Genomic DNA, 17,569 nt, shown 5'->3' on the forward strand with positions numbered 1-17,569 from the left:
TTATAAAACTCGTTTTTGTTGTTCACTTTCACGGATTGTTTTCTCCAATCTGGATATCATGGTTTTCTCCTGTTTGGCAGACATGATCCAGTGCAGCATGACTTTCTTATATGATGGTGCTTGATTACTAAAAAAATCCCAGGCTTTTTTATTCGATTTGAATTGTTTTTCAAAGGCAGGACTTAATTCGGCCAGAGCATTTTCATGGGAATATATTGCTGTTTTTTCCTGTTTTCTCAATGCAAATGCTTTGAGACCCGCTGTTTTCATTAATCCTGCTTGAGTCAGATCTTCAACCTTTTTTATATTGATCGCACTCCAGATGCTTGTCGGTTTTCTGGGAGTAAAGCGGATGGTATATTTTTCGTCGTCTACACTTTTTCTTACTCCATCAATCCAGCCATAGCATAAAGCCTGGTCTACAGATTCCGACCAGGTCATAGAGGGTTTCTTTGTCCCTATTTTATAAAATCCTACCAACAGTTCTGTTTTTGTTTCGTGGTTCTTTTCCAGCCATTCCCGAAAATCCTGTGGTGTTGAAAAAAATTGTATTTCCATCCGTTACTTTTACTTTTTTAAAGATGTTTTCAATTCCCTGAATACTATTTTCCGGTAATATTTTCTAGCTTTCCTCATAAGTTCAGGGGTAGAAATATTTTCGTTGACCTGCATCCCGTTAAAATAAAATTTGGTTCTATGACTGTTAATACTTCGCATGGCAAAATCAAGATCTCGTAATGTATCCCGGTCAATAACTAACTTTTTGATTTTATAAAAGCGAATGTCATTTTTACGGAAACCCGGATATCTTTCCAACATTCTTTCACTCATTGGGAAGATGGTGTCGAAAATAATATTGTTATTTTTAAGTTTGTCTACAATTTCTTCCTGTGAATAATTAACTGTAATATGGCATTTTGAACATTGCAGATTACCACGGCTTACGGTATAGCTGAAGCTTGGCGGGGGAGAAGTAGCCATCAAAACAAACAATGAAGGAATTAAAATAAAGGTTGGATGAAGATATGGTATTTTGATCCTGTGTAAGTTGTCAGCTCTTTGAATGATGAAATATGGGATGGGCAAGAACAGCAAAGCCAGCAGATCAGAATAATCAACAACTCTTGTTACAGGAATCAATGCATATTGATTATACCAATTGATCGCCCCTTCGGAATAACCGGATTTCCAGAATAGAAAGAGTAAAGCACCAATCCATATGGAATGAATTTTAAGTCTCGGAAAAATATAAGACAGGAGTAAAGGCAGGATGATAATTCCAACAACATCCGAGAGTTTGCCTGTAAGGAAGTTTGCGAATTCATATTTAAAAAAATGATCATTCAGGAACAAAATGAGCAGACAGACTACAAATATATAATTGAGAAGAAGATATTTATTTCTTTGGATTTTCATCAGATATCAGTTAATATTCAAATCCGAATTTACACAAATTACAGAGAAAAATAAAAGCAGATGAAATTTCATCTGCTTTTATTCCTACCGGACAAGGCTGGTGTGTCTCAATTCTTTTTCTTTACAGGATCTTTCCGGGTGTTGAATACAATAATATTACTGGTCTTAAGCCGGTTAACTAACCATGTTTTTAATTTTTCTTCATCTATCTTGGTTTCCGACTGATAAATAAAAGCAGTTTCCAGACTTGTTGAATCCGTAGTAAAATAATTTTGGAGTTTTCCGATAGCCATCTCCTGAACCTCCGGGAAGAGGATCTTTACTTCTTTTACCAATTCAGGATTATCCATTTTATAGAGGTTCAGTTCATTCTTTAATTCATTAACCTGAAGATCCTTTTCTGTAATATTGGTTTTTTGAAGATTGATTTCGCTTAAGATCTCTTTTTTAAGATCGCTGGTGTTTTGTTTAATAACGAGATTGGTGTTTTTTATCCCAAAATCCTGTAATGAAGTATTAAATTTCTTTATTTCCGTACTGTCGAATTTTGTAGATAAAAAAGCAAGTTCAATAGATTTGGGATTGGCATTATAATCCACTTTTTTATAGATTACAGTATATCCTTTTTTTGAAAATTCTTCATTGATGAAGTTCTCTACATTCTGGTTGTATTTTTTTTGGTTTAAAAGGTTATAAGCCAAATAACAACTCGGAACAATCATAATAATGATCAGGATCGAAATGCCATAACGTATTCTTTTTTCAAACGCTTTATTGGTGGTTTCTACAGCCTGATATTTGAGAGATTTTATGATCAGGAAGGTAGAAATACAAATAAAGAAACAGTTGATGGTATACAGGTAAAATGCCCCTGCCACAAAAGACCAGTTTGCAGTTGCAATACCGAATCCTGCAGTACACAATGGAGGCATTAACGCTGTTGCGATGGCCACTCCCGGAATGGGGTTTCCTTTTTCAATTCTTGTGATGGATATCGCTCCCACAATTCCACCGAAAAAAGCAATCAGGACATCATAAATATTAGGCGAAGTCCTAGCCAGCAGTTCAGACTGAATATCTTTGAACGGACTTAAATAAAAATATAAGCTTGAAACTGTTAAGCTGACCACCGTGGCGATCAGCAGATTTTTCATGGATTTCTTTAAAAGACTGAAATTAAACGTAGCCAAAGCAAAACCTGCTCCTACAATAGGTCCCATAAGTGGGGAAATCAACATGGCTCCTATAATTACAGCCGTTGAGTTTACATTTAATCCTACCGACGCAATAAGTATAGCACAGGCCAGAATCCATAAATTGGCTCCCCTGAAGGATACATTATTGGTCACATTTTCAAGAACAATAGCAGGATTTTCTTCTCCGTTATGGAGATTTAAAAAATTGGAAATCGTTTTTCTCATTTTTGTTGTGTGTTATAAGGGTGAAGAATAAAATCTCATTACTTCACTTTTTCGCAAATATAAATGTTTAGGATATAATTCCAAAAAATAAATATGAGTATAAAACACAATCTATGATTTCTTTGTTATGGCCTTCACAGAGCTGTTTTAATCCCCATTAAACATCTTCATTAGTTTTTCTATAGCTTTAGGTTCATGCATCAGCACCGTATTATCCAAAGTAACCCGGGTAATTTCTGAAGCTCTTTTTAGCATTTGGCTTTCATAATGAGATAAAGCATCCTGGACGGTGTCATACTTGTTGCTAGTGAGGCATTCTGCAAGCTCATATGCATCCTGCATCGCCATATTTACTCCCTCTCCGGCATAAGGTGGCATTCTATGGGCAGCATCCCCTAACATGGTCAGGTTAGGAAGTGTTTCCCATTTTTGATCAAGCGGGTAGTGGTACTGAGGACGTACAACAAATGATGAATCCTCACTCATAAACAATTCCTGCCAGATCTCATTCCATGTTCCAAATTCTTTTCTGAACCATTCGAAGATCTGCTCTCGGTTACTAAAATCGATTCCGGATTCTCTGACCCAATTTTCATCGACTTTACATCCTGTATAAAAAGTGAGCGTACCATCTCCTTTGGTGCTGAACAATAATGTTTTTTCTTCATCCAACGCAAAAATTTTACCCCCTTCTACAAGCTTCCAGAGCTTTGGAGCATTAATAGCTGCGTGGTAAATATTTCCCTCAACCATAGTTATTCCTGAATAAACAGGCTGAATATCTGTAATATAAGGTCGTATTCTGGAGTTGGCTCCGTCAGCGGCAATAACGATGTCTGCATCATACGATTTCCCGTTTTTAAAATAAAGCCTCCAGCCATCACCTTGTTTTTCCATAGATAAAAACTGACTATCCCAAACCACGGTTCCCGGAGTAAGTGCTTCCAACAGAATTTTTCTTAATGGAGCCCTATCGATTTCAGGACGGTCTTCACTATGTGAATTCACTGAGTCATGTTCATTGAGATAAACTGTAAGGTCTTTGTCTAAAATTTTTAATTTTCCCGCATCTGGACGGTAGTGAGCGATAAAAGCATCCATTAACCCGGCTCTTTTTAAAGCTTCCAGTCCTGATTCTTCATGCAGATCCAAAGTTGCTCCCTGTACACGGACATCTTTATGCTCATCACGCTCATAAACTTGAACTTCAGCTTTGTTGATCTGCAGGAGATTTGCCAAAGTAAGCCCGCCGGGACCACCACCAATAATGGCTATTTTTTTATTTTGTATTATCATAATCTATTAAATTATGAAGCAAAATTACTTCCCGGGAAGAACAGAAAATTGTATAAATCGGTCGTTTTTATTTTGGCTGAGTTCTTTGGGGAGAAATCCGGAAAGCCTTTTAATCTCTTTTATAAAATGAGATTGGTCACTAAAGTTTTGTTCGGGGAAAAGTTTTCCTTCTTTAATATGTGTAAAAGAGGCTCTGAATCTGAGAATTCCACAATAAGACTTTAAGGAAATACCGTATTGCTGATTAAAATAACGGTTGATCTGCCGTTCACTCCATATCACCTTTTCAGAAAGTTCTTTCACAGAAATATCTCCGTTGGCAGAGTAGATAAGGTCAAACAGCTTCCGTTTCCGCTCATCAATTTTCCGCAGAGAAAGTTCAGATGCTATTTTCTCTGTTGCTTTTTTACAGAACTGATTAAAATCGTTCATATCATCCACTGTGAAACCCCAGAAATTATCAGGCAGGTTTTTAGCATAATCTAAAATATCAGAAACAGTTTCGTGAAGTATATATTCGGTTGCCAGTAAATTAAAACTAATTGCAAAGGTTCTGGATTTTTCAGCAATTACAATTTCCTCAGGATGTGTTCCAATGCCTAAAAGAACAATATGAAAAGGCATTGTGGATGACTGTGACAATATAATATCTATCCTTCCGTCAGGTAAAAGAATAGTTTCTTTTGTTTCTGACGGATTATCCAACATCCAGAAACTTTCTACAAAGTCTTTAAGAGAAGGCTCAGGCAGTTGAGAAGCATAGATAAGATTATTAGTCAGTTCCATAAATTAATACTTCAGGAATATTTAAATTTTCTAATTTATTTTTTTAAAGCCTTTCTGCAAATAAATTAACTTCATTTTTTACGACTTCAATCGCCTTGTCCAATAGAATTCTATCAACTATAAGTATTTTTTCTGCAATAGGTGGAGTAAAAGCCTCACTTATACTACTATCACTAAAATCGAAAATAATTTGATTTTCATTCTGGGTAACAATAGGGGAAGGGTGGTCAATATAAAAATAACTGTCAGAATCTTCTGATAGTAATTCTTCCCAACTCTTTATATCATCCAGTCCACAACAGCATTGAGGAAAATATTTATCTCTAGCATCTATTTTAAGAACATATCCTCCATCCAGAGGAGAAATAAGATGTACTAATCCGCTTTCTTCAGTTTGTTCCACGGCAATTTTTTTTTGATAATTTTTAATAGATCAGCATCAGAAATTTCAGAAATTTTATAAAAGGAAGATCCTTTAAAATAAGGTTTTAATTGTTTTGTATAACCTGCACTTAAATTAATAGAAATATGATAATTTTCCCATTCATCAGCATATTCCAATATGGACCTGATAGAGGGGGTGGGAATATCTTGATCATAATTGGTGATTTCTATAACGGGAATTAGTTCTACTTTCATAATTGGGAATTTTAACTTTATTTAAAATCGTCAAAGGTCTTTTGTTGATTTTCTCCATCTTCAGGAATATAAGTTCTCATTATGGGAAATACACTAGAATCATCTTGACCAGGAAATTTTAAACCAAAGGAGGACCAGCCTGAAGTCCAAAGTAAAATAAGTTCTTCCCAAAAAGGGATGTGTTTATTCTCATCAAAAATATAATCTTCTTCAAATATTGTTTTGACTTGTGGAATGAAACTGATTACATTCTCTTTTTCAGTTTCATCGTAGACTGTTTCATAAATATCTAAGTGATATTTCAATTCATTAAGTAAATAGGTTCTTAAATTCCATCCATAAACAATTATGTCAGAGCCCCATATCGATAAAACAGGGTTGTGCATAAAAGAGCCATCACCAACTACAAACCGATGTCTGTGCATTGGAACTAATTTGGGTGCTTCATTATACCAATCCGTGAATGTTTTTTTTCTTTCCTCTTTTTCTGAGGGGCGCTTTCCCCATGATTTAAGCCAAACCTGATTTTTGCCAATTACATCTTCACAAATTGTACGATAAGGCCACTCTAGCATTTTCTTAATTTCATCATCATCTTGCAGCCAATTATAAAAAAGTGAGTTTTCCTCAATCAATGTTTCTGCATCATCTTCACCATCTTCAGTATATTCAATTTTTTCTTTTTTGTCAATGGTATGTAAAATTCGTAAGAACTCTTTATGTTCGGGAGTAAATTGTATTGAATACTTTTTCTCAACTTCATCAATTTGCTGATCAGTTAATGGTATCCATTTAGCACCATGAATCCATTCTTCACAGCCTGAAGTCTCAAGGTCTTCACTCCATAGAGTCTCGGTATTTTCTTTTACCCAGTATAAAAACTCAATAAGATTTTCTGGAATCATTAGTAGTTAGTTTTTTATTAATATATTACAATTTTGAAATTACTTTATACTTGGTAAGACTTCAATTTTTTATTTAATATTTCTAGTAATTTATTTGTTTTAATATTCAAATTATCAGTTTGTATCATATGTTCGACATTAAAATAGCCCGAAAATACTTTCGATGGTTCTTTTTTTGAATATTTCATAACAATATAAATATGTTCAGTTGTTTTAATTCCACGGTATCTTGTGTCGGATACGAGAAATTTTGAAATTTCTTCAAATTTTACTGAAACAGATTTTCTTAATAGGTTATGAATTATGACCTCCGCATCAGTAATAGTAAGCAATGGTTTTGTTCTTAATAATAACAGTATTGAAAGAATGGATGAAAAAATGAAGATAGTGAACCCAAGGTAAAATAGAATAATTTTACCTAAGCCGTCATTTCCTAACTTTCTATAAAATTGACTAAGTAGTAAACAAAAACCAATTGAAACAATGAGTAGAAATAAGCTTTTAATCTTATTTGAATAAAAATGGATTTCTTTCATTATCACCTTACTTGATATGCTAAATTTGGCTGTTAAATTATAACAACCAAATTTATGAAATCTTATCCTAAAATTTTAATCTAAGCCACCGGCAACCCAAAATAAAAAGTACTTCCTTGGTTGGGTGCACTTTTTACTCCAATTTCACCATGTTGTTTTTCAATAAAGTTTTTCGAAATGGCCAGCCCTAGGCCGGTTCCGTTCTGATGTTCTCCCGGTACCTGAAAGTAGCGGTCGAAAATCTGGCGGTGGTATTTTTCATCAATTCCGCTTCCTGTGTCTGTGATGCTAAATAAGATCATTGCTTCAGACTTCTCCACGAGTATCCGGATGTTTTCATCCTGAAAAGAATGTTTAATGGCGTTACTCAGGAAGTTATTCATCACCCAAACGGTTTTATCAAAATCTGCGGAAACAAGATCTTCTTCACTTGTGAGAAAGTCGGTGCTGATAGAAATATTCTTTTGTTCCGCTAGTTTTTCAACATTTTTAATAGCGGTAGCAACAATTTCTTTCGGTGAGCAGCTTTTGATATTCAGACGGATATTTCCGGTTTCCACCTGCGACAGATTTAAAAGCTCACCTGTAATATCAAGGAGCCTTTGCCCGTCATCGTTGATGCTTTTCAATAATTCTTGTTGTTGATCATTAAGTTCTCCGAATTTCTGATTCCCTAAAAGCTGAACCCCCATTTTTATAGCCGCAATCGGGGTTTTTAACTCATGGGAAATCGTTGCTATAAAATTGGTTTTTGCAAAATCCAGCTCTTTGAAAGGGGTGATATTCCGGAGAAGGATTACCTTTCCGATATATTTTTTTTCCTTTTCGCCTGTTTTGGCAATATTAATGGGAACAATTTCCTGTTCGAAATAGTTCTCCTTATTATCAGAGACAATTTTGATCGGATCTTTTACAGGATGGTCCATATTTTTAAGCAGCTCCCTGATCAGATCATTGTTTACAGCAACTTCATGAGCTGTTTTACCAATAATTTCTTCCTTACGAAGGTTGGTGATTTTTAAAGCTTCATCATTGATCATGTAGATGTAATGATTTTCATCAAGGCCGATGACAGCGTCATGCATATTATTAACCAATGTTTCGATCCGCTTTTTATCCATCAGCTGTGTGGAAAGGGTGCTGCTTTCGTATTCCTGTAATTTCTCTGCCATGATATTGAAAGAGTTGGCCAGATCATTGAATTCTTCACTTCCTTTAAAATGAACCCTTTCATTATAATTTTTATTGGCGATCTGCTTGATGCTGAAGGTCAGTTGGTTGATGGGTTCAGCAATAGTCTGTGGCAAATTAAATAAGAGGATAAAAGCGATAAGAAAACATACGGTTCCTAAACTTACGATCCAGAATGTGGCGCGTTCAGCAGTAACAATAGCAATGTCACTTTTACGCTCAATTCCTTTCATGTTCAGAGACATGATCTTTACTAAATCTTCACGGATAAGCTTTTCTTTTTTGTAATCAGGTTGCTTCAGATAACTGCTGAAGTGGATCTTCAGATTCTGAGTGATTTCTTTTTCGCCGATTTCTGAAAGGTTATGTTCCTGTAGTGCATTATTTTTTTCAAAATCTCTGACGGAAACAACGCTGTCTGTGCTCATTCTGTCCAGGGCAATCAGCATATTTTTAGAATACTCAAGGCTGTTGTAATTGGCTGTAAGGATTTTCTCGGTGTCTGATTTTAGTTTATTGATGTACACAGAACCGATCACTGACAGTAAAACAATCAGTAAAAATAAAAGACCAACGCCTAATGTGAGTTTAGTTTTAAGTTTCATTACTCTTAAGATAAAATGATAATGTCTATCTGTCGTTCGTTCAATCGGTTCATTAAGGTATAAATCCAGCTATATCCCGAAATTCTTTGCCAGAAATGAGAATGTGGTTTTCCAATGCAAACCGTTGTAATATTATGCTGGATCACATAATCCAGAATCCCTTTATGAACGCTGTTTTCCTTTATCCTGATTACTTTAGCCCCCATTTCCTGTGCTAAATTAAAATTATTAATTAAATATCGTTGCTTATTTAGAGCTATTTTTTCCGGATTTTCCGAAGGTTTCTGTACATATAACACTGTCCACGGACTGTTGTAATAACTTGCCAGACGTGCTGTTTTCCGGATAATATTTTTGGCAATTTTCTCATTACTGCTTATGCAGGCGAGGAATTTTATAGGCTTAAAGTTTTCAGTTTTAATTTCCGTTTCTACCTTTCGTTCAACGTGGGTAGCAACTTCTTTTAAGGAAAGTTCCCGGAGCTGAAGAATATGTCCGCTTTGAAAGAAATTGTTCAGTGCTGTCTGAATTTTATCTTTTTTATAGATCTTTCCTTCTTTCAACCGCGTGAGAAGCTCATCAGCCGTTAGATCTATATTCACAACTTCATCAGCAAGGGCTAGAACTTTATCCGGAACACGCTCAGTAACCTCCACACCGGTAATCTTTTTTACCTCTTCATTTAGGCTCTCAATATGCTGGATGTTCATTGCGCTGATCACATTGATCCCATTATCAAGAATTTCAAGGACGTCCTGCCATCTTTTCTTATTTTTTGAACCTTCAACATTTGTATGAGCCAGCTCATCGACAAGAACTACCTCCGGATGCTCATTAATAATAGCCTGAAGATCCATTTCTTCAAGATTTTTACCCTTGTAGAAGACAGATCTTCTTGCTATTTCAGGAATGCCATCAACCAATGCCACGGTTTCTTCCCGACCGTGGGTCTCAATATAACCAATCTTTACATCAATACCATTTCGTAACAGGGCATGAGCTTCCTGAAGCATTCGGAAGGTTTTTCCCACGCCTGCACTCATTCCAATATAGATCTTGAATTTTCCCTTTTTGGATTTTTGAATCAGTTCTAAAAATTGTTTTGCTGAAGACATTGATTTTATTCTTTTTAATTTGATTTTAAACACTTTTTATGTGATTAAATGATATTATTAAAACCAGGCTGCAAGGCTTGCTGTAATGAAAAAATTACCTTGTTGCATTTCATTATTCTTTACAAAGATCGCATCCTTAGAGGTAAAGCCTCTGGCTTCTGTACGGAAGAGGACGTTTTTTAAAATGGCATAATCAACATTCACAGAATACCCAAAGGTTTGAAATCCGTTTGGTGTTTTTGTATTGATAATGACCCCGTTTTTATCATTATAATATTCTAATCTTCCACCTAAGGTCCACTTATTGTCAAGCTGATATTTCATGAGGACATTGGGAGTATACCAGATATTATATTGCTCACTTCCTTTTGATTTCTGTTCCGCACCGATATCAAAACCTATTACGGTAGAAAACTGTTCTGTCACCTGGAAAATCCCATGTAGGTCATGGAAGTATCGCATTCTTTTATCGTCTTTTGGCTTATCATTTCCTATAAATGAACTGCTGTTTAGTGTTATTTTATCATTAGGTTTGAAGGTTAGCTGATGTCCGAAAGAAATGGTTTGATTTCCCTCCGGCTTCGCTATCCTCTGCCATCCGTTCAATATCAATCCGCTTAAAAACCATTTTCCACTATCTGAAGTGTAAGAAATTTTGGCACCGGTTTCAAAATAAGGGGAGTTTTCAGCGGCCAGACTTCTGGTCAGATTGATGTTGTCTTTTCCTATTGCGCTTTCCCATCCGATATGAGAAGGCATTATCCCCGCATCGATCCATAAATTTTTATTTTTTGAAATTTTAATTCCAATATTTGCTTCATTTACATAACGTAAGGCGTTCTGTTCTGCTGCCATATTATCTTGTGCATAAGTTCCCGCCATCAAGGCAAAATTGGCACGGAGATGATCACTTTCGTAAGAAGCTTTTACCAAACCTAAGTTAAGATTTACTTCGTTATGTCTGTTGTAGGAATACAAGAAATTTTGGCGAAGATGATTACTGGGTTCATTGAAATCATAAGTGTAAAACAGTTCTGCATAAGCAGAAAATTTTACTTTAGGACTCAGTTTCATTGAATCTGAAGATTGTGCTTTCGGAAAAAAAAATCCTAATAGTATTCCAACAACAATATATTTTTTCATGTGGTTTTAATAGTTAAATGATATTATTACAATCTGAACATTACAGCGAGTGTAAATCTGCTGTCAGACTTTCTCAGATCCGGTCTCCATGATTCTATAGGAGTATCTATCCATCCATCCGGACTGGTTGTTCCTTCTCTTCCGGCAAAATAGGGGATATTGCTTTTTCTGAAGCCATATTCTAATCTGAAGGTCACAAACTGATTAGGCATGATATCTACTGTTGCTGTTCCCTGAAACATTTTAAGTTTTTCTCCTGATGCAATTGCATCGTTGAAATCATTCTGAGCAACAGGAGAAGGTGAAAATGCTAAATAAGCTCCCGGATTCGAAACCGCATCCGCTCTTAAAGTTAAAGCAATTTTATTATGGTGAAACCAGAGTCTGTTAGCAACAGAAGTACCAATCATATAATTGTCCCTGGCCTTTATACCGCCTCCACTTTGAAACCCGTAATGGTTATTGATACTGAATGCTGCCTGTGATAAGCCTTTGCTTTCTTTATTTTTATAGTATCTGGCTACAATACTGTGGTCGTGGTGAAAACGGCGAACTCCAGGGTTGTTTCTTGTATCTTTTCCGTTAAGATAAAAATTAGCTACCAGCTGTAGATTCTCTGTAGGACGATAATAATTGGAAACCCCTAAACCAAGCCCCGTATTCCAGGAATTGTAAGTTTGCCATCCATTGAGAACCCAGATCTCAGTTTTGAATTTTTTTGAAGGATAAGCCTGAATTCTTGCTCCCTGAAAATAGAAAGGGGTAAAATCGCACACCAAACTTCTCTGGTAGTTCCAGTTTTCTCCCAGTACATAACTTTCCAAACCGATATAGCTCATGAAAATTCCGGCTTCCACATTCAAGCCGTGCATTACATTAAAGTGATAACCTGCTGCTGCTTCACGGATATATTTTAAATTACCTACGCTCGTATTTTTACCGTGATTTACAGTTCCATCAAGATCCTGAACGATAGAGCCCATTTGTCCGTATTGTAACCATAAACGGCCGATTACATTCTTATAATTGGTCTCTAAACCAATACTAGCCATATTAATGGTCACTTCATTAGAACGTCCTATAGCTGAGGAAATAGTGTGTGTGTTATCTTTTGGGCGGTTAAAATCATAATTGTAATAAGCGTCCACATAGGTTACACCTGTAAGTATAGTTTCTCCATCTTTGTCTTTTAGGGTTAAAGGAAAATCGGTTTGACGATTCTGACCGTTGATCCACGTCAGGTCATATCCATCAAAAGGAGTTCTGGATTCCGTTTTTGTGATTAATGAATCTTTGGGTTTGCCAAGAAGGGAATCTTTTTTTATTTCCTGGCCGTTGATTTGGCTCAAAGCAGTAAGTCCTAAGAAACATGCTGCATGAAAAGTTTTTGATTTCATTATAAATATTGATAATAATGTGTTGCAGTAATGGTGGAAAAGGCTTTCCACTATAAAAGGGGGTTAAAAAAATGAATTCTGTAAACGATAGGAATATTTTTATGATATAGAAACTAAATCTTTTCGTAATGGAAACTTTGATATCCGTTTAGTTAGAATTTTAGATTACAGAATTCATTATAAGCTGAGGTTCTCTTTTGATTACTAAATTTTAATGTAAAGGAGATCTGTTTCTATTGTAATTTATCTAAAGCAATGTTAAGCTTCAGTACGTTGACTTTTGAAGGTCCAAAAAGTCCCAATAGGGGTTTTTCAGTATTTGTTTTAACAAGACTTTCAATTCTGGCCTCAGAAAGATTTCTTTCTTTTGCCACTCTTTTTACCTGGTAAAGAGCTCCTGCTTCTGAAATATCAGGATCCAACCCGCTTCCACTGGCGGTAACAAGCTCTACAGGTACTTCTGTATCTTTCATTTCAGGATTCTGCATTTTTAAAGTATCGATTCTCTTTTGAACTGTTTCCAGATACTCTTTATTACCTGGTCCTTTATTGCTTCCGGCGCTCCCCGCTGCATTATAATTAGCTGCGGATGGACGGCTGTGAAAATATTTTGGCGACTTGAACTCCTGTCCGATATTAGCGTAGAACTTCTGGTCCCGATAAGTAATGGTTTCTGCATTTCCCTGTGTAGGAAGTAATTTTGAACCTATCAATACAAAAAGTAAATAAAAGCCAGTACAAACCAGCATGACGAATGTTAATTTTAATGCTGAAATAAAATAAATTTTCATTGTTTTAAATTTTAAAAGAATAAACTGATAAACAGATCAATAAGTTTTATTCCGATGAATGGAACGATTACACCTCCTAAACCATAGATCAAAAGATTTCTTCTGAGCAATGCACTCGCACCAATGGGTTTATAAGCCACACCTTTCAATGCCAATGGAATTAGTGCAGGAATGATAACCGCATTGAAAATGATCGCAGATAATATCGCAGATTCAGGGCTATGAAGATTCATGATATTCAACTTCTGAAGAGCTGGAATAAAAGTGATGAATAATGCAGGGATAATAGCAAAATATTTAGCCACATCGTTCGCAATGCTGAAAGTGGTAAGAGTTCCACGGGTCATCAATAATTGTTTTCCGATCTCTACAATTTCAATCAGCTTCGTAGGGTCATTATCAAGATCTACCATGTTTCCGGCTTCTTTCGCTGCTTGTGTCCCACTGTTCATTGCAACACCTACATCTGCCTGAGCTAAAGCCGGTGCATCATTCGTTCCATCTCCCATCATCGCAACCAGTTTTCCGGACTGCTGTTCTTTTTTGATGTAGTTCATTTTATCCTCAGGTTTAGCTTCAGCGATAAAATCATCAACACCTGCCTTTTCTGCAATAAACTTGGCCGTTAAAGGATTATCTCCGGTTACCATTACGGTTTTTACACCCATTTTTCTTAAACGCTGAAAACGTTCCTGGATTCCTGTTTTAATGATATCCTGTAGTTCAATTACTCCCCATACTTTCTCGTTAACCGACACCACCAACGGAGTTCCTCCGTTTTCAGAAATTTTAGTGGTTGCATCCTGAGTTTCCTGAGGAAAGATATTTCCTGCTTTTTCAGTTAATTTTTTAATCGTATCGTAAGCTCCTTTTCGGATACGTGTATCTTCGAAATCAATCCCTGACGTCCTTGTCTCTGCCGTAAAATCGATATAAGTTGGGCTGGAGACAATCAGGTCCTGAGGCTGTAGTTCACTCAGTTCAATAATTGATTTCCCTTCCGGTGTTTCATCCGCTACAGAACTTAAAGCTGCCGCTTTAATAAACTCATCAAGTCGTATGTTATTGGCAGGATGAAATTGGGTTGCTTTACGGTTCCCAATGGTGATGGTACCTGTTTTATCCAGAAGCAGAACGTCAATATCTCCGGCTGTTTCTACAGCTTTACCACTTTTGGTAATCACATTTGCTCTTAAAGCTCGGTCCATCCCGGCGATACCGATTGCAGAAAGCAAACCTCCAATTGTTGTCGGGATCAAACAAACGAAAAGGGATATAAATGCCGCAATAGTAATTGGGGTTTGCGCATAGTCTGCAAAGGGTTTTAAAGTAAGGGTAACGATTATAAAAGTAAGGGTGAACCCGGCTAAAAGTATGGTTAATGCGATTTCATTAGGTGTTTTTTGTCTGGATGCACCCTCAACAAGGGCAATCATTTTATCAAGAAAAGATTCACCGGGTTTTGTGGTTACTTTCACTTTGATACGGTCTGAAAGTACTTTGGTACCTCCGGTTACAGAGCTTTTATCACCACCTGCTTCACGAATGACCGGGGCACTTTCCCCAGTAATGGCTGACTCATCAATTGTTGCGAGCCCTTCGATGATTTCACCATCCATAGGAATCTGGTCACCAGCTTCACAAAGGAAGATATCTCCTAACTTCATTTCAGCAGACATTTTTAATGTAGTGTCTACCTGAAATCCGGGCTTGTTGTCAACAATTAGTTTAGCAGGAGTTTCTTCACGTGTTTTTCGAAGGGTATCAGCCTGGGCTTTTCCTCTTGCCTCAGCAATGGCTTCAGCAAAGTTGGCAAACAATACGGTGAAGAATAAAATGATAAATACTAAAAAATTATATAAGAAGCTACCCTGTGTTTTATCACCCGTTAAGCTGAATAAGCTTACGATGAGCATAACGACGGTTCCGACTTCTACCAGAAACATCACTGGATTTTTAAACATAATTTTCGGATTCAGCTTTACGAAAGACTGTTTGATAGCCTCATTGACCAAATCTTTTTGAAATAATGTTTGTGATTGATTTTTCATTGTTGAAAAGAATTATATAATTGTTAATCAAGAGGAACCATTAAGGTTGGTTAAAATAATAAGGTGAGGTATGGATAATATTATTCAAGTGAATGTTTCTATGATATCAGACTAGTTTGAATTTCCTTGATTTCAGATCCTTAATGGTACTGTTGATTTTTACTTGGTAGTGTTCACGTTTATTTAGAAAAATACTGGATTTGCTCTGCAATAGGTCCCAGTGTCAATGCAGGGAAGAAAGATAATGCTGCTATCAGAAGTATCACCGCGAGAGTCATAAATCCGAAAGTTGCAGTATCTGTTTTTAAAGTACCGGCACTTTCAGGGATATATTTCTTCTGAGCCAGGTATCCTGCAATTGCGATAGGACCGATAATAGGTATAAACCTTGAAAGCAGCAGTACTATTCCTGTAGAGATATTCCACCATGGAGTATTATCGCCTAATCCTTCAAACCCTGATCCGTTGTTGGCAGATGAAGAAGTGAATTCATATAGCATTTCACTGAAGCCATGGAATCCCGGGTTATTCAGCGTTTTGGCTCCGAACTCAGGGAAATAAGCCGTTAATGCTGTTCCCACAAGAATTAAAAACGGGTGAAATAAAGCCACAATCATCGCAATTTTCATTTCTTTGGCTTCGATTTTTTTACCCAAAAACTCGGGTGTTCTTCCCACCATTAATCCACTAATGAACACAGCCAGAATAATAAAAATGAAATAGTTTAAAATTCCGACACCACAACCTCCGTAAAAACAGTTGATCATCATAGCAAGAAGCTGATTCATTCCTGAAAGAGGCATCATACTGTCGTGCATTGCATTGACTGAGCCTGTAGAAATAACAGTTGTAGCAATACTCCAATATCCCGAAGCAGCACTTCCAAAACGTATTTCTTTGCCCTCCATTGCACCTAGCTGATGATCAGCACCCATCTGTGTGATCAGTGGATTTCCATGGATTTCATTTAAGATGGTAGGAGTGGCCAATGCCAGAAAGCCTATGGTCATTACTGAAAATATCGTCCATGAAAGTCTTTTCTTTTTTAAATAAAATCCCAATGCGAATACTAAAGCGAATGGAATGATCATCTGAGTGACCATTTCTGTCATATTAGTTAAGTAATTAGGATTTTCAAGAGGATGTGCCGAATTGGTTCCAAAGAAGCCTCCACCATTCGTTCCCAAATGCTTGATGGCAATAAAAGCCGCAGCGGGACCCCTGGAGATATCAACTTTTTGTCCTTCCAGAGTAGTGATGTGATCTTTTCCTTCAAAAGTCATCGGACTTCCGTTGGCAGAAAGAATCAGAGCAACAACAATACTTATTGGGATCAGGATTCTGATCATGGATTTAGTAAAAAAATCAAAGAAGTTTCCCAATTCTGTTGTTGTCTTTTCTTTAAATGCTTTGAAAAGTACGGCCATAGCAGCCATTCCGGTTGCAGCAGTTACAAATTGAAGAAACATTAAATACAGCTGGCTTAAATAACTGACACCCGTTTCCCCTGAATAATGCTGAAGGTTACAGTTGACTAAAAATGATATTGCCGTATTAAAAGCAAGATCGGGAGACATATTAGGGTTTCCGTCGGGATTTAAAGGAAGCCAGGATTGATTGAGTAAAATGAAAAATCCAATAATCAACCAAACCAGATTGATACTCAACATGGCAAACATATTTTGCTTCCATGTCATTTGACGGTTAGGGTTAATTCCGGATATTTTATAAATTAATTTTTCAATGGGCTGAAAAACAAGATCCAAAAAAGTTTTTTTATGGCCATAAACATTAGCAATATATTTTCCTAAAAATATTCCTATTACCAATGTGATAACAAACATCGCTATGATGCCTAAAATTTCTGTGTTCATGATAGATTAAAATTTTTCTGGTTTTATAAGAACATAGCAGATATACACGAAGGCCAGTATTGAAAGAAAAAACAAACTCCACATAGCTTTATATTTTATCAAAAAATTCAACGGACTTATACAATAGCCAAAATAAAATGGCGCTCAGGACTAATAAAATTATCAACATCATCTTATCATAATTAAGGTTAAAAGGGTAAACAGTACATAAGACACGATCAGGAAGCTGAACTTCGAATGACGCCGTGTTTTGAATGTTTTTTTTGAAATAGTCATTTTAAAATATTTATTATGTTATCCTTAATGCCAAAAAAGAATCCATTCTTTTGTTTTTTATTTTAATGTTTTGTATTACAGTGTTTTATTGGTATTCTGAAAAGGTGTTGAAAACAAAAAAGCCTAT

General features: G+C 36.2%; 15 protein-coding genes. All 15 read right to left on the bottom strand.

What is annotated here, in order from left to right:
• Positions 1-558, bottom strand: coding sequence for a YdeI/OmpD-associated family protein (locus PFY10_18305; protein ID WBV56155.1), 558 nt, complete (start codon positions 556-558; stop codon positions 1-3).
• Between the two features lie 9 nt (positions 559-567).
• Positions 568-1,416: a hypothetical protein gene (locus PFY10_18310; protein WBV56156.1), complete on the bottom strand. Its 849-nt coding sequence runs from the start codon at positions 1,414-1,416 to the stop codon at positions 568-570.
• A gap of 107 nt (positions 1,417-1,523) precedes the next feature.
• Positions 1,524-2,837, bottom strand: coding sequence for a DUF389 domain-containing protein (locus PFY10_18315; GenBank protein WBV56157.1), 1,314 nt, complete (start codon positions 2,835-2,837; stop codon positions 1,524-1,526).
• Positions 2,838-2,984: 147 nt separating this feature from the next.
• Complete coding sequence (locus PFY10_18320) at positions 2,985-4,133, bottom strand: NAD(P)/FAD-dependent oxidoreductase (GenBank protein ID WBV56158.1); 1,149 nt, start codon at positions 4,131-4,133, stop codon at positions 2,985-2,987.
• Between the two features lie 24 nt (positions 4,134-4,157).
• The gene (locus PFY10_18325; GenBank protein ID WBV56159.1) at positions 4,158-4,919 is read right to left on the bottom strand and encodes an AraC family transcriptional regulator; all 762 of its coding nucleotides are present in this window, start codon (positions 4,917-4,919) and stop codon (positions 4,158-4,160) included.
• Between the two features lie 43 nt (positions 4,920-4,962).
• The gene (locus tag PFY10_18330; GenBank protein WBV56160.1) at positions 4,963-5,322 is read right to left on the bottom strand and encodes a hypothetical protein; all 360 of its coding nucleotides are present in this window, start codon (positions 5,320-5,322) and stop codon (positions 4,963-4,965) included.
• Complete coding sequence (locus PFY10_18335) at positions 5,295-5,558, bottom strand: hypothetical protein (protein ID WBV56161.1); 264 nt, start codon at positions 5,556-5,558, stop codon at positions 5,295-5,297. Before PFY10_18335 ends, PFY10_18330 begins: the two co-directional genes overlap by 28 nt.
• Before the next feature lie 17 nt (positions 5,559-5,575).
• Positions 5,576-6,463 carry a hypothetical protein gene (locus PFY10_18340; protein WBV56162.1) on the bottom strand — a complete coding sequence of 296 codons (888 nt, stop codon included), beginning with the start codon at positions 6,461-6,463 and terminating at the stop codon, positions 5,576-5,578.
• A 616-nt stretch (positions 6,464-7,079) separates the two neighbouring features.
• Positions 7,080-8,795: an ATP-binding protein gene (locus tag PFY10_18345; protein WBV56163.1), complete on the bottom strand. Its 1,716-nt coding sequence runs from the start codon at positions 8,793-8,795 to the stop codon at positions 7,080-7,082.
• Between the two features lie 5 nt (positions 8,796-8,800).
• The gene (locus tag PFY10_18350) at positions 8,801-9,910 is read right to left on the bottom strand and encodes a sensor protein KdpD (protein ID WBV56164.1); all 1,110 of its coding nucleotides are present in this window, start codon (positions 9,908-9,910) and stop codon (positions 8,801-8,803) included.
• A 57-nt stretch (positions 9,911-9,967) separates the two neighbouring features.
• Entirely contained in the window at positions 9,968-11,053 is a 1,086-nt protein-coding gene (locus PFY10_18355; protein WBV56165.1) for a porin, read from the bottom strand.
• Positions 11,054-11,079: 26 nt separating this feature from the next.
• Positions 11,080-12,450, bottom strand: coding sequence for an outer membrane beta-barrel protein (locus tag PFY10_18360; protein ID WBV56166.1), 1,371 nt, complete (start codon positions 12,448-12,450; stop codon positions 11,080-11,082).
• Between the two features lie 233 nt (positions 12,451-12,683).
• Positions 12,684-13,241, bottom strand: coding sequence for a potassium-transporting ATPase subunit KdpC (kdpC, locus tag PFY10_18365; GenBank protein ID WBV56167.1), 558 nt, complete (start codon positions 13,239-13,241; stop codon positions 12,684-12,686).
• 11 nt (positions 13,242-13,252) lie between these two features.
• Complete coding sequence (kdpB, locus tag PFY10_18370; GenBank protein WBV56168.1) at positions 13,253-15,292, bottom strand: potassium-transporting ATPase subunit KdpB; 2,040 nt, start codon at positions 15,290-15,292, stop codon at positions 13,253-13,255.
• 179 nt (positions 15,293-15,471) lie between these two features.
• The gene (gene kdpA / locus PFY10_18375; GenBank protein ID WBV56169.1) at positions 15,472-17,166 is read right to left on the bottom strand and encodes a potassium-transporting ATPase subunit KdpA; all 1,695 of its coding nucleotides are present in this window, start codon (positions 17,164-17,166) and stop codon (positions 15,472-15,474) included.
• Positions 17,167-17,569 lie beyond the last annotated feature (403 nt).

It is taken from the genome of Chryseobacterium daecheongense, assembly GCA_027920525.1.
In the GTDB taxonomy this organism is placed as follows: domain Bacteria; phylum Bacteroidota; class Bacteroidia; order Flavobacteriales; family Weeksellaceae; genus Chryseobacterium; species Chryseobacterium proteolyticum.